Origin of the sequence: Micromonospora sp. NPDC004551 (assembly GCF_040609975.1) — a bacterium.
GTDB lineage: Bacteria > Actinomycetota > Actinomycetes > Mycobacteriales > Micromonosporaceae > Micromonospora.
Window position 1 is genome coordinate 39622 of the sequence record NZ_JBEXLM010000008.1, and the last position, 12182, is coordinate 51803.

Annotated in this window: 13 protein-coding genes; 10 read left to right on the forward strand and 3 right to left on the reverse strand. The window is 74.8% G+C overall.

Annotation, left to right across the window (positions count from 1 at the left end; all coding sequences use genetic code 11):
* Positions 1 to 90 precede the first annotated feature (90 nt).
* The 7 genes from ABZW14_RS12215 to ABZW14_RS12245 all read left to right on the forward strand — a co-directional run bounded on the left by ABZW14_RS12215 (position 91) and on the right by ABZW14_RS12245 (position 6420).
* Complete coding sequence (locus ABZW14_RS12215) at positions 91 to 1587, forward strand: Na+/H+ antiporter subunit D (RefSeq protein ID WP_355344028.1); 1497 nt, start codon at positions 91 to 93, stop codon at positions 1585 to 1587.
* Positions 1584 to 2240, forward strand: a complete 657-nt coding sequence (locus ABZW14_RS12220; RefSeq protein ID WP_355344031.1) for a Na+/H+ antiporter subunit E — start codon at positions 1584 to 1586, stop codon at positions 2238 to 2240. The genes ABZW14_RS12215 and ABZW14_RS12220 overlap by 4 nt, the downstream gene beginning before the upstream one ends.
* Complete coding sequence (locus ABZW14_RS12225; RefSeq protein ID WP_355344034.1) at positions 2237 to 2500, forward strand: monovalent cation/H+ antiporter complex subunit F; 264 nt, start codon at positions 2237 to 2239, stop codon at positions 2498 to 2500. Before ABZW14_RS12220 ends, ABZW14_RS12225 begins: the two co-directional genes overlap by 4 nt.
* Positions 2497 to 2826, forward strand: coding sequence for a monovalent cation/H(+) antiporter subunit G (gene mnhG / locus ABZW14_RS12230; protein ID WP_355344037.1), 330 nt, complete (start codon positions 2497 to 2499; stop codon positions 2824 to 2826). The genes ABZW14_RS12225 and mnhG overlap by 4 nt, the downstream gene beginning before the upstream one ends.
* 161 nt (positions 2827 to 2987) lie before the next feature.
* Positions 2988 to 4343: a hemolysin family protein gene (locus ABZW14_RS12235; RefSeq protein WP_355344040.1), complete on the forward strand. Its 1356-nt coding sequence runs from the start codon at positions 2988 to 2990 to the stop codon at positions 4341 to 4343.
* Positions 4340 to 5404: a hemolysin family protein gene (locus tag ABZW14_RS12240; RefSeq protein ID WP_355344043.1), complete on the forward strand. Its 1065-nt coding sequence runs from the start codon at positions 4340 to 4342 to the stop codon at positions 5402 to 5404. Before ABZW14_RS12235 ends, ABZW14_RS12240 begins: the two co-directional genes overlap by 4 nt.
* Positions 5405 to 5493: 89 nt before the next feature.
* On the forward strand, positions 5494 to 6420 hold the full coding sequence (locus ABZW14_RS12245; protein WP_355344045.1) for a sporulation protein: 927 nt from the start codon (positions 5494 to 5496) through the stop codon (positions 6418 to 6420).
* Between the two features lie 39 nt (positions 6421 to 6459).
* Here the strand turns inward: ABZW14_RS12245 and leuE are convergent, their stop codons facing one another.
* Together leuE and ABZW14_RS12255 are read right to left on the reverse strand one after the other, a co-directional pair.
* Complete coding sequence (gene leuE, locus ABZW14_RS12250; protein WP_355344048.1) at positions 6460 to 7128, reverse strand: leucine efflux protein LeuE; 669 nt, start codon at positions 7126 to 7128, stop codon at positions 6460 to 6462.
* Positions 7125 to 8372, reverse strand: coding sequence for a bifunctional pyridoxamine 5'-phosphate oxidase family protein/GNAT family N-acetyltransferase (locus ABZW14_RS12255; RefSeq protein WP_355344051.1), 1248 nt, complete (start codon positions 8370 to 8372; stop codon positions 7125 to 7127). Before ABZW14_RS12255 ends, leuE begins: the two co-directional genes overlap by 4 nt.
* Positions 8373 to 8410: 38 nt before the next feature.
* Here ABZW14_RS12255 and ABZW14_RS12260 point away from each other — a divergent pair, with 38 nt between their 5' ends.
* Positions 8411 to 9748, forward strand: a complete 1338-nt coding sequence (locus tag ABZW14_RS12260; protein ID WP_355344054.1) for an aminotransferase class I/II-fold pyridoxal phosphate-dependent enzyme — start codon at positions 8411 to 8413, stop codon at positions 9746 to 9748.
* Positions 9749 to 9975: 227 nt separating this feature from the next.
* The gene (locus tag ABZW14_RS12265) at positions 9976 to 10674 is read left to right on the forward strand and encodes a UdgX family uracil-DNA binding protein (RefSeq protein WP_355344057.1); all 699 of its coding nucleotides are present in this window, start codon (positions 9976 to 9978) and stop codon (positions 10672 to 10674) included.
* Between the two features lies 1 nt (position 10675).
* On the opposite strand, the gene ABZW14_RS12270 is transcribed toward ABZW14_RS12265, so the two are convergent.
* Positions 10676 to 11314 carry a 4a-hydroxytetrahydrobiopterin dehydratase gene (locus ABZW14_RS12270; RefSeq protein ID WP_355344508.1) on the reverse strand — a complete coding sequence of 213 codons (639 nt, stop codon included), beginning with the start codon at positions 11312 to 11314 and terminating at the stop codon, positions 10676 to 10678.
* A 94-nt stretch (positions 11315 to 11408) separates the two neighbouring features.
* Here ABZW14_RS12270 and ABZW14_RS12275 point away from each other — a divergent pair, with 94 nt between their 5' ends.
* Positions 11409 to 12146 carry a GNAT family N-acetyltransferase gene (locus ABZW14_RS12275; protein WP_355344060.1) on the forward strand — a complete coding sequence of 246 codons (738 nt, stop codon included), beginning with the start codon at positions 11409 to 11411 and terminating at the stop codon, positions 12144 to 12146.
* Positions 12147 to 12182: the final 36 nt, after the last annotated feature.

Here is a 12182-nt window from a genome sequence, read left to right on the forward strand (position 1 = left end):
AGCCCCGCAGTCGCGAACGAAGGCCAGCGCAGTGAGCGCGAGGAGTGAGCCGGGGTTGCGAGCCCCGCAGTCGCGAACGAAGGCCAGCGCATGACCCCGGCGCTGGTGCCGCTGCCGGTGGTGGTGCCGCTGCTCGGCGCGGCGCTCACCCTGCTCCTGACCAACCGGCCCGGGTTGCAGCGGTCGGTCAGCGTGATCGGGCTGACCACCACCCTGCTGGTGGCGGTGGTGCTGCTGGTCCAGGCGTACCGGCACGGGCCCGTCGTGGTCCGGGTGGCCGGCTGGCCGCCGCCGGTCGGCATCGTGCTGGTCGCCGACCAGCTGGCCGCGCTGATGCTGGTGGTCTCCTCGGCGGTCACCCTCTGCGTGCTGCTCTACTCGATCGGCCAGGGGCGGGGCGAGTCCGGCGAGAGCGCGCCGGTGAGCATCTACCACCCCACCTACCTGGTGCTCACCGCCGGCGTGACCAACGCCTTCCTGGCCGGGGACCTGTTCAACCTGTTCGTCGGCTTCGAGATCCTGCTGGCCGCGAGCTTCGTGCTGATCACCCTCGGCGGGACGGAGGTCCGGATCCGCACCGGTTCGACGTACGTGGTGGTCAGCATCCTGTCGTCGATGATCTTCCTGGCCGCGCTGGGCCTGGTGTACGCGGCCACGGGCACCGTCAACATGGCGCAGCTCGCCGTCCGGCTGGACGGCCTGCCGTCCGGCGTACGCCTGTCGTTGCAGCTCACCCTGCTGCTGGCCTTCGGCATCAAGGCGGCGGTCTTCCCGGTCTCCGCCTGGCTGCCGGACAGCTACCCGACCGCGCCCGCCCCGGTGACCGCGGTGTTCGCGGGCCTGCTCACCAAGGTCGGCGTGTACGCGATCATCCGCACCGAGACGCTGCTCTTTCCTGGCGGGGAGGTCTCCGGCCTGCTCATGGTGGTGGCCGGACTGACCATGCTGGTCGGCATCCTCGGCGCGGCGGCCCAGTCCGACATGAAGCGGCTCTTCTCCTTCACCCTGGTCAGCCACATCGGCTACATGATCTTCGGGGTGGCGTTGAGCAGCGTCGCGGGCCTGGCCGGGGCGATCTTCTACGTGGTGCACCACATCACCATCCAGACCACCCTCTTCCTGGTGGCCGGCCTGGTCGAGGTGCGCGCCGGCAGCACCGACCTGCGCCGGCTCGGCGGGCTGGCCCGGATCGCCCCGCTGCTCGCCGTGCTCTTCTTCGTCCCGGCGATGAACCTGGCCGGCATCCCGCCGTTCTCCGGGTTCCTCGGCAAGCTCGGCCTGCTCCAAGCCGGCGTGGCGGCCGGCGGGACGCTGTCCGCCGTGCTCGTCGGTGCGGGCACGCTGACCAGCCTGCTCACCCTCTACGCCGCCTCGCGGGTATGGAACATCGCGTTCTGGCGCGCGCCCCGCCTGGCCACCTCCGGCCCGCCCGTCCGGCTGCCCGGGCTCATGGTCGGTGCCACCGCCGCCCTGGTGCTGCTCGGCCTGGTGCTCACCGTGGCCGCCGGACCGCTGTTCCGGGTCACCGCGGACGCGGCGACCGACCTGCGCCAGCGCACCCCCTACGTCCGGGCGGTCCTGCCGTGACCGACGACCTGCCCCCGGGCCGGGCGGCCGGTGACGCGGAACCGGCGGGCGGCCCGCCGCCGGCCCACCTCACGCCCGACGCCCCCGCCCCCGCCGTGGGCCGGGGTGGGCGGCGGCGCGACCAGGCCATCGCCCTCGGGTGGCTGGTCGCCGTCTGGGTGCTGCTCTGGGGCGACCTGACCTGGGGCAACCTGCTCGCCGGCCTGGTGGTCGGCGCGGCCGTGCTGCTCTTCTTCCCGCTCCCGCCGGTCACCTTCGGCGGGCGGCTGCGCCCCGGCGCCCTGCTGGTCCTGGCGGTCACCTTCGCCGGCGAACTGGTCACCGCCAGCCTGCACGTCGCCGCCGTGGCGCTGCGGCCCGGCTGCGTCCCGCGCGGCGCGATCATCGCGGTGCCGCTGCGGGTCCGCACCGACCTCAACCTCGCGCTCACCGCCGAGGTGATCTCCCTGGTGCCGGGGACCCTGATCCTGGACGTCGACCGCGACCGCGGGGTGCTCTACGTGCACGTGCTCGACGTCCGCCGCCCGGAGGACCTGACCGCCGGCCGGGAGCGGGTCCTCGCCGTCGAGCGGCGCATCGTCCGCGCCGTCGGCTCCTCCGCGGAGGTACGCCGGCTCAGCCTCGAACCCGTCGATCGGAGGAACCAACCGTGACCGCGCTGCTCGCCCTCGCGCTGACCACGCTGCTCTCGGTCACCGCGCTGCTCGCCCTGGCCCGGATCTACCGCGGCCCGTCCCTGCTCGACCGCGTCGTCGCCGCCGACCTGCTGCTCTCCACCATGCTGGGCGCGGTGGGCGCGGAGGCGGGGGTCAACGGGCACGCCACCACGCTGCCGGTGCTGGTGGTGCTCTCCCTGCTCGGCTTCGTCGGCTCGGTGTCGCTGGTCCGCTTCGCGGTCCGGGAGGAAGTGTGAGCACCGTCGCGGACTGGCTCGGTGGGGCGTGCCTGCTGGCGGGTGCCCTGCTCAGCCTGGTTGCCGGGATCGGCGTGCTGCGCTTCCCGGACGTGCTGGGCCGGATGCACGCCGCCACCAAGCCGCAGGTGCTCGGCGTGCTGCTGCTCCTCGTCGGCCTCGCGCTGAGGCTGCGTACGCCGTCGGACCTGGGCATGCTCGCGCTGGTGGCGGTCTTCCAGCTGGCCACGGCGCCGGTCGCCGCGCAGATGATCGGGCGGGCCGCCTACCGGTCGGGGCGGATCGACCGGAAGCTGCTCGACACCGACGAGCTGGCCGGCCGGTGAACCGGACAGCGGGGAGGCTTCCGGCACCCTCAGCGAACGTCCAGCCGCCGTCGATAAAATGGCCACATGATCGACTCCTCTGCCCAGGAGGGCAGCAGTAGCCAGCCGGGTCGTGCCCGGCAACCTCTGGACCCGACGGCCCCGGGAGCCCTGAACCTCCCGTGCTGATCCTCGTCGGACTCGCCCTCATCATCGTGCTCACCGCCGCCACCGGTTACTTCGTGGCCCAGGAGTTCGGTTACGTCGCCGTGGACCGGGGCAAGCTCAAGCAGCTCGCCGACGGTGGCGACCGCGCCGCGGCCCGTGCCCTGGAAGTGACCGGCCGGCTCTCCTTCATGCTCTCCGGCGCCCAGCTCGGCATCACCGTGACCGCCCTGCTGGTCGGTTACGCCGCCGAGCCCTACCTGGGCGCCGGGCTGGCCGACCTGCTCGGCGTGGCCGGCGTCTCGGACGCGGTGGCGCTGCCGCTGTCGGTGGCGCTCGCCCTGATCATCGCCACCATCGTGCAGATGGTCCTCGGCGAGCTGGCACCGAAGAACCTGGCCATCGCCCGCGCCGAGCCCCTGGCCCGGGCCCTCGCCCGGTCCACCCTCATGTACCTGCGGATCGCCGGACCGCTGATCACCCTCTTCGACCGGGCCGCCGTGCGGTTGCTCCGCCGGATCGGCATCGAGCCGATCGAGGAGCTGCCCAGTGGCGCCACCCCGGAGGACCTGGAACAGATCATCGCCGAGTCCCGGGAGGAGGGGCACCTCGACGCCGAGATGTCCGACCTGCTCGACCGGGGCCTCGACTTCCGGGAGCTGACCGCCGGGGAGGCCATGGTCCCCCGGGTCGACGTGCACACCGTACGGGCCGACGAGCCGGTCAGCCGGGTCGTCGAGCTGCTCGACACCGGCCACTCCCGGTTCCCGGTGCGCGGCGCCGAGGGCGTCGACGACCTGGTCGGTGTGATCGGCATCGCCGACGTGCTCGGGGTGCCGCCGGCCGAGCGCGCGACCACCCGGGTCGGCGCGGTGGCCGTACCCCCGTTGCTGGTGCCGGAGACGCTGCCGCTGCCGACGGTGCTGGACCGGCTCCGGGTCGGGCACCGCCAGCTCGCCTGCGTGGTCGACGAGTACGGCGGCTTCGCCGGCGTGATCACGCTCGAGGACCTCGCCGAGGAGCTGGTCGGGCCGATCCGCGACGAGGACGACCCGCCGGAGCGCGCCCCGGCCCGGCAGGACGACGGCTCCTGGGTGGTGCCGGCCCGCTGGCGGATCGACGAGGTCGCCGACAGCACCGGCATCGCGCTGCCCGAGGCGCCTGAGTACGACACCCTCTCCGGCCTGGTCATGCGGGAGCTGGGCCGGGTGCCCGAGGTCGGCGACCGGCTGGAGATCGCCCTCGCGGTCGACGGCGACGAGCCGGAGGTCGAGCCGCGCGCCCTGGTCGAGGTGCTGGCGGTCGACCGGCACGTGGCCGACTCCGTCCGGCTGCGGACCACGGCCGGCGCGCACGGGGAGGAGGCGGCATGAGCCCAGGGTTCGCGCTCTTCTTCTCCGTGGTGCTCCTGGCGCTCAACGGCTTCTTCGTGGCGGCCGAGTTCGCGCTGGTCGCCGCCAAGCGGTACCGGCTGGAGCAGTCGGCGGCCGGCGGCGGCCGGGCGGCCCGCGCGGCGCTGGACGGCGTGCGCGAGCTGAGCCTCATGCTGGCCGGCGCCCAGCTCGGCATCACCCTGTGCACCCTGGGCCTCGGCGCGCTGGCCGAACCGGCGATCGAGCACCTGCTCAGCCCGCTGCTGCACGCGGTCGGGCTGCCGGACGCGGTCAGCCACCTGGTGGGGCTGCTGTTCGCCCTGGCCCTGGTGACCTTCCTGCACCTGGTGGTCGGCGAGATGGCCCCGAAGTCCTGGGCGATCACCGACGCGGAGCGCTCGGCCATGCTGCTGGCGCTGCCGTTCCGGGCCTTCGCCCGGGTCGCCCGCCCGGTGCTCTCCGCGCTGAACGCCCTCGCGAACGCCGTGCTGCGGCTGTTCGGCGTCCGCCAGCAGGACCAGCTCGCCCAGGTGCACGGCCCGGACGAGCTGCGCATCCTGCTGGAGCAGTCCCGCGAGCACGGTCTGCTCGGCGCCGAGCAGCACCAGCTGCTGACCAGCATGCTGGAGCTGCAGGGCACGCGGGTGGCGCAGGTGATGGAGCCGTTCGACCGGATCGTCACGGTGCGCCGGGACGACACCGCCGAGCGGATCGAGCACGTCTCCCGCGACAGCGGCCGGTCCCGGCTCGCGGTGGTCGACACGGGTGGCGAGGTGTGCGGCCTCGTCCACGTCCGGGAGGCGGTCCGCGCGGTCACCACCGGCCGGCCGGCGACCGCCGAGGAGCTGATGACCCCGGCGTTCACCCTGCCAGGCGAGGCGTCGGTCACCGAGGCGGTGGCGGCCATGCGGGGCCAGCAGGCCCAGCTGGCGCTGGTCAGCAACGGGGGCGGCCCGACCCGGCCGATCGGCTTCGTCGCGCTGGAGGACCTCCTCGAGGAGGTCATCGGCGAGTTCGACGACGAGACCGACCCGGTGCCCCGGGGCCGCCGGATGCGCTGAGGCCGGGTCCGGGTGCGTCCGTTGTTGCCAGGGCGACAACCGGCGCACCCGGACCGCATGGGGGAGCGGGCAGCGGGAAAGCCCGCGGCATGCGGCTGACCGGGGTGTCGTCGGAGTCCGTGTGGACCGGGCTGTCGGTGAGCACCACGCTGCCCAACCCGAGCACCCGCCCCGGCCTGCGCCTGCCCGGCCGGGTCACCATGACCGCCGGTGGCACCGACGTCCCCGTCCGGCACATCCGCCTCGGGCTGGTGGCGCAGGCCGAACCGGACGATCCGGAGTCGCCCCGCCGGCTGGTGCAGTACCACCAGGTGCCGATCGCCGGCCGGTTCGTGGTGCCCGCCGGGCGGCGGCGGGCCGTCGACTTCGCGATCCCGCTGCCCTGGGAGACCCCGGTGACCATGTTCGGCGGGGTGCCGCTGATGAGCCTGCGCACGGGGTTGCGTACCGAGGTGTCGGTCGACCCGGACCTGGACCAGGGCGCCATGGTGCCGGTGTTCGTCCATCCGCTGCCCACCCAGCAGCACATCCTCGCCGCGCTGGACACGCTCGGCTTCCTCATGCGGCAGGCCGGGCTCCAGTACGGGCGGCTGCCCGGGGTGGAGCAGGCGCTCCCGCTGCACGAGCGGCTGGGCTTCTGGGTGGCACCGCTCTACGCCGGCCCGATCACCGAACTGGAGGTGATCTTCGTGACCAACGCCGCGGGGCTGGAGGTGCTGCTCTGGATGGACCGCCGGCTCGCCCTGGCCGGGGTGACCCACCAGAGCATCAGCCGGTTCCGGGTCTGGCACGCGGGCGCCGACCGGCGGGACTGGGTCGCCACCGTGGACGGCTGGCTGCGGCAGGCCATCGACCGGCACGCCGATGCCGCCGCCCCGGCCGGCTGGTCCGCCGGGCTCCGCGAGTCCGCGCACGTCAGCCGCCCGCCCGACGAGCCGGTCGCTCCGGGCTACGGCCTCGGCGGCACAGCCGGTGGGGCGGGCGTGGGCGGCGGCGGAGGCAGCGACGGCACCTGACGCCGGCTTCCCGGCCGCGCGGCGCCCGGGAAGCCGGCGTCAGACCGAGGCGGTGGCGAGCTTCAGGCTGAAGCCGAGGAAGAGCACCGCGATGGCCGTGGTGCCGGTCGCGGCCAGCCGCCGCCGGCGGTGGAACTGGGCGGCCAGGAAGGTGCCGGTGAGGATCAGCGCGGTCAGGTAGAGCGCGCTGGTCACCTGCGCGATCAACCCGAGCAGCAGGAAGGACAGCGCCGGCCACGCGTACGCGGGGTCGACGAACTGGATGAAGAACGAGATGAAGAAGAGGATCGCCTTGGGGTTGAGCAGGCTGATCACCAGCGCCCGCCGGAACGGGTCGCGCACCGCCGCCGGCTCCGCCGCGTCGATGAGCCGCGGCGCCGCGGGGTCGTTGCGGTCGCGCCAGCGCCGCCAGGCCCCGCGCAGCATGGTCAACCCCAACCACGCGAGGTACGCGGCGCCCGCGTACTTGATCACGAGGAAGAGCGCCGGGTACGCCTTCAGCAGCGATGCCACCCCGGCGGCGGAGAGGATCATCAGCACCGAGTCGCCGACGAACACGCCCCCGGCGGCCCGGTAACCGGAGGCCACCCCGCGGCGCGCCGCGGTGGAGAGCACGAAGAGCGAGTTCGGCCCGGGCAGCAGCACGATCGCCACGGTGCCCAGCACGTACGTCCAGATGTCGGTGATCCCCAGCACGCCGGTCATCATGACGCCACGGGCGCCCCGGGGCGAAGCCGTTCCCGCAGCGTGACCTGTGCGTTTGGCCACTCGGAGGCGAGCATCGAGTAGAGCGCGGACTCCCGCCAGGTGCCGTCGGCGCGGCGCCGGTTGGACCGCAGCGTCCCCTCCCGCACGGCGCCGAGGCGTTCGATGGCCCGCTGCGAGCGCTCGTTGAGCGAGCTGGTCTGCCAGGTGACCCGGACGGCGTCCAGCTCCTCGAAGGCCCGCGTGAGCAGCAGCAGCTTGGCCTCGGTGTTGATCCCGGTGCGCCACCAGGGCCGGCCGAGCTGGGTGTAGCCGATCTCCACGGCGCGCAGTTCCGGGTCGGGCTGGTAGTAGGAGGTCGTGCCGACCACCGCCCCGGTCACCGCGCAGCGCTGCACCCAGGGCATCCGCTCCCCGCGCCGGTGGGCGTCGAGCGCGGACCGGATGTAGGCCGCCATCTCCTCGACGTCGCCCGGGCGCGTGCTGCCGACGTACCGCCAGACCTCCTCGTCGTCGAGGGCGGCGTACAGCTCCTCGGCGTGGGACTCGTCGAGCGGCTCCAGCACGACGTGCTCGCCGCGCAGCACCACGGGCTCCAGCCAGGGGGACGGAACCGGCCGCAGGTACGCCGGCACCGGCGCGGTCACCCCGGCGGCCGGCTCCGGCACGCCGGCGGTGAGCCGCAGCGGCACCACCCCCGCCCAGTGCGGCAGGTGCAGGTCGGCGGGATCGTCGCCGGCCCCGGCGGCCCGGGCGCGGAGCGACACCTCGCGCAGCGGCAGCGCCAGCACGGCCGTCTCGGCCAGCTCGCGCCGGTTCGGCGGGCGGCTGTCCGTGCTGCGCCCGGGGGCCACCTTCTCCACCAGCGCGGTGAGCACGTCCAGCTTCTCCCGCTCGTCGGTCACCAGGCGGGCGGTGCCGTGGGCCACCACCGACCGGTAGTTGGCGCTGTGGTTGAACTGGGACCGGGCGAAGACCAGCCCGTCGAGCAGTGTGACCGCGACACAGACCGGCAGGCCGGCGTCGTCGCGGGCGGCGAGCAGCGGCCGGCTCCCGGTGGAGCCGTGCAGGTAGAGGGTGTCGCCGACGCGGACGTGCAGCGTGGGCAGCAGTCGCGGTTCGCCGGCCACGGTGAACCCGAGCGTGCAGTGGTACGCCTCGTCCAGGACGGCGTGCACTGCAGCCTCGTCGTAGCCCATCCGGTCCCGCATGCGGGTGGCGGTGGTCCGTTCGGTCGGGGCGTACATGCGACATCCCACCTTTGTTCTAGTACAATCTCCGAACTGTGGCAGCACGTTATCAGATCAGCGGATCCTCCTCGTCCACCATTTCGGCGAGCGTGGAAACCGGCATCCGGGCCGGCGACCTCGCCCCGGGCGACGCCCTGCCCGCCGTCCGCGCCCTCGCCACCGGGCTGGGCGTCAGCCCGGCCACCGTCGCGAGGGCGTACCAGGAACTACGGCAGCGGGGCCTCGTCGTCACCGCCGGCCGGCACGGCACCCGGGTCCGGCCCCGCCCCCCGGTGGCCAGCCGCCGCTCCGCGCTGATGCCGCCGCCGCTGCCCGGCACGCGCAACCTCTCCGCCGGCGAGCCCGACAGCCGCCTGCTGCCGCCCCTCGGCCCGCACCTGGCCGCGCTCGCCGCCGACTTCGCCGCGCCCGGCGGCTACGCGGCCAGCGCGGTCCTGCCCGAGCTGGCCGCCGCCGCCCGCGACCGGCTCGCCGCCGACGGGGTGCCGGCCGACGACATCACCGTGACCGGTGGCGCGCTCGACGGCATCGAACGCCTGCTCGCCGCCCACCTGCGCCCCGGCGACGCGGTCGCCGTCGAGGACCCCGGCTGGGCCAACCTGCTCGACCTGCTCGCCGCGCTCGGGCTGCGCGCCATCGGGGTGCCGGTCGACGACGAGGGACCCACCGCGCCCGGGGTACGGGCCGCACTGGCCGCCGGCGCCCGCGCGCTGATCGTCACCAGCCGGGCCCAGAACCCCACCGGCGCCGCGGTCTCCGCCGGCCGGGCCGCCGAACTGCGTACGCTCCTCGCCGGCCGCGCCGACCTGCTGCTGATCGAGGACGACCACGCCGCCGAGCTGGCCCGCGTACCCCTGCACCCGCTCGCCGGGGCGACCCCGGCGTGGGCGTTCGTCCGGTCGGTGAGCAAGCCCTACGGGCCCGACCTGCGGCTCGCCGTGCTCGCCGGTGACGAGGCCACCGTGGCCCGGGTGGCCGGCCGGGCCCGGGTCGGCGCCGGCTGGGTCTCCACCGTCCTGCAACGCCTGGTCCTGGCGCTGTGGCGCGACCCGGCCACGGCCGGCCTGGTGGGCCGCGCGGCGGAGAGCTACGAGCGGCGGCGCGACGGGCTGGTCGCCGCCCTCGCGGCGCGCGGGCTGGCCGCGCACGGGCGGACCGGCATCAACGTGTGGGTACCGGTGCCGGACGAGACGGTCGCGGTCACCGCCCTGCGGGACGCCGGCTGGTCGGTGGCCCCGGGCGCGCTGAACCGGATCGCCGCCGCGCCCGGCGTGCGGATCACCGTCAGCCGGCTCGACGAGGCCGACCTCGGCCCGCTCGCGGACGCGGTGGCCCGTGCGGTGCGGCCGGCGCCCGCCGGGTTCACCACCTGAGGCGCGGCATGGCCCGGCCTCCCGCGGGTACGCGCGGCCGGGAGGTGTGTGGCATGGCTTCGAACGGATCCCGGACCGGTCTGTGGATCGGCGTGGCGGCGGTCGTGATCATCCTGGTGATCATCGCGATCGCGCTGGCCTCGCGCGGCGGTGGCGGCGGCTCCGGATACTGACGCGGACCGCGGGCGCATCCGGCGTCGATGCCGAAACCGGTATATAAAGCTGGCATGGCCGAGACCGAGAACGCCCCCGGAGCCCAGGAGTTCATCCCGCCGCAGGCGGACACCATCGAGCAGCTGCGCGACGCCGCGGCCGGCTGCCGGGGCTGCGAGCTCTACCGGGACGCCTCGCAGACGGTGTTCGGCCGCGGCGACGAGAGCGCCCGGGTGGTCCTCGTCGGGGAGCAGCCCGGCGACATGGAGGACCAGAAGGGGCTGCCGTTCGTCGGCCCGGCCGGCCGGTTGCTGCGCAAGGCCGTGGACGACGCCGGCATCGACCCCGGCCACATCTACCTCACCAACGCCGTGAAGCACTTCCGCTTCGAGCTGCGCGGCAAGCGGCGGATCCACCAGACCCCCGACCGGGTGCACATCACCGCCTGCCGGCCCTGGCTGGTGGCCGAGTTCGCCCGGCTGCACCCGGAGATCGTGGTGGTGCTCGGCGCCACCGCCGCGAAGGCACTGCTCGGCCCGACCTTCCGGGTGACGAAGCAGCGCGGCGAGCTGATGCCCTGGCCGGGCGCCGCCCAGCACCCCGAGGACTTCGCCCGGGTCCCGGTGGACAGTGCCGGCAAGCTCGCCGACGCCCCGGAGGCCCGGCTGCTGGCCACCATCCACCCCTCCGCGGTGCTGCGCGCCGACAACCAGGACGTCGCGTACGACGGGCTGGTCAAGGACCTGAAGGTGGCCGCCCGCGCGCTGAGGTGAGTCAGTCGCGGCCCTGCCAGGTGCAGAGGCAGACCCGGTTGCCGTCGGAGTCGGCGAGCACCCAGAAACGCGGCGCTGCCGCGTCGCTGACCAGCGTTCCGCCGGCGGCGAGCGCGGCCTCGACGCGCGGCGCCACCTCCGCCGGGTCCAGCCACACGTCGGGGTGCCAGCGCTGGCGGGGCTCGTCGCGGCCGGACTCCTGGAACCACACCGTGGGCAGCGCGCCGGCCGGATCGCGCACCTCGTCACCGTGGTGCTCCATGGCCAGCACCGCCTGCCAGAAGGGCGCCACGGCGGCGAAGTCCGGGCTGTCCAGGGCGAGTTCGAGCCGGGACACGCCGGTCTGCGCGGGCGACAGGCCGGCCTCGGCCGCGAGCGCGGTGATGGCCCGGGCCAGCCGGATGTCGCGGTCGGTGACCCCGCCCGCGTCGTGCGACCAGAGCCGCACGTCGACGTGGGTGTAGCGCAGGTCCAGGTCCGGGTGGTGGTCCATCCGCTCGGCCTCCGCGCCGATGGCGTCCACGAGCGACAGCCCGGCCGCGAAGTCCGGCGTACGGATCCGGGTCTGCAGGCCGCCCAGCAGGTAGGTCCAGCCGTCCAGTTGCTCGTCGGCGATCTGTCGTCCGGTCAGCGTGGTCATCCCGCCATGCTGGCGTACCCGGCCGGAACGGACCAGCCCGACGGCGGCGAAATGGACCTGCACGATGCCGACCGGCGGCCCTAGCGTCGAGGGCATGACGAGCGATCTTGAGCTGTCCGTCGGGAACGCCGCCGCCATGTGGACGGCGCTCGCCGAGAGCCGCGGGCACCGGCTGCTGCGCCGGCCGGGATTCCTCGCCGTGCTGGGCGACGCGCCCGCCGGGCTGCGGATCCTCCTGCGCGACCCGGACCCGTCCCCGGGCGACCGGGCCACGCTGGCCGCGCTGGTCCGCGGGCGGACCGGTTCGGTCGTCGTCGAGGACCAGTACGCGCGCCTGGACCTCGCCGACCTCGGCCTGACCCCGCGCACCCTGCCGGTGATGATCCGCCGCCCCGGGCCGGTGCACGACCCGTCGTTGCCGGTCACCCCGGTCGAGCACGCCGACCAACTGGCCGTCGCCGAGGACGTGGTGGTGCACGGCTTCCCGCTGGAGCCGTTCCAGCCCTACCGCCCGGAGCAGGCGTTCCCACCCGCACTGCTGGACCGGCCGGAGGTCCGGTTCTTCCTGGTGCACCGGGACGTCGCCGGCGCCACCGGGACGGATGCCACGCCGGCCGGGGCCTGCCTGACCGTCCGGGACGAGGGCGTCGGCCTCTACTGGATGACCAGCCTGCCCGCGCACCGCTCGCAGGGCGTGGGCCGGGCCCTGCTGCACGGCGTGCTCGCCCGGTTCGGCGACGTACCCATGACGCTCACCGCGGCCCGCGCCGGCCGCCCGCTCTACGACTCGCTCGGCTTCATTCCGGTGGCCGACGCCACCTGGTGGGGCTGAGCCGGCGGCACCGGAGAGCGTGGGCGGCGGGGGCGG

What these genes read in the sequence shown, in the direction of transcription:
- ABZW14_RS12215 (WP_355344028.1), top strand. Translation starts at nt 91, where the DNA reads ATGACCCCGGCGCTGGTGCCGCTGCCGGTGGTGGTGCCGCTGCTCGGC.
- ABZW14_RS12275 (WP_355344060.1), top strand. Translation starts at nt 11,409, where the DNA reads ATGACGAGCGATCTTGAGCTGTCCGTCGGGAACGCCGCCGCCATGTGG.
- ABZW14_RS12265 (WP_355344057.1), top strand. Translation starts at nt 9,976, where the DNA reads ATGGCCGAGACCGAGAACGCCCCCGGAGCCCAGGAGTTCATCCCGCCG.
- ABZW14_RS12240 (WP_355344043.1), top strand. Translation starts at nt 4,340, where the DNA reads ATGAGCCCAGGGTTCGCGCTCTTCTTCTCCGTGGTGCTCCTGGCGCTC.
- ABZW14_RS12255 (WP_355344051.1), bottom strand. Translation starts at nt 8,372, where the DNA reads ATGTACGCCCCGACCGAACGGACCACCGCCACCCGCATGCGGGACCGG.
- leuE (WP_355344048.1), bottom strand. Translation starts at nt 7,128, where the DNA reads ATGATGACCGGCGTGCTGGGGATCACCGACATCTGGACGTACGTGCTG.
- ABZW14_RS12245 (WP_355344045.1), top strand. Translation starts at nt 5,494, where the DNA reads ATGCGGCTGACCGGGGTGTCGTCGGAGTCCGTGTGGACCGGGCTGTCG.
- ABZW14_RS12270 (WP_355344508.1), bottom strand. Translation starts at nt 11,314, where the DNA reads ATGACCACGCTGACCGGACGACAGATCGCCGACGAGCAACTGGACGGC.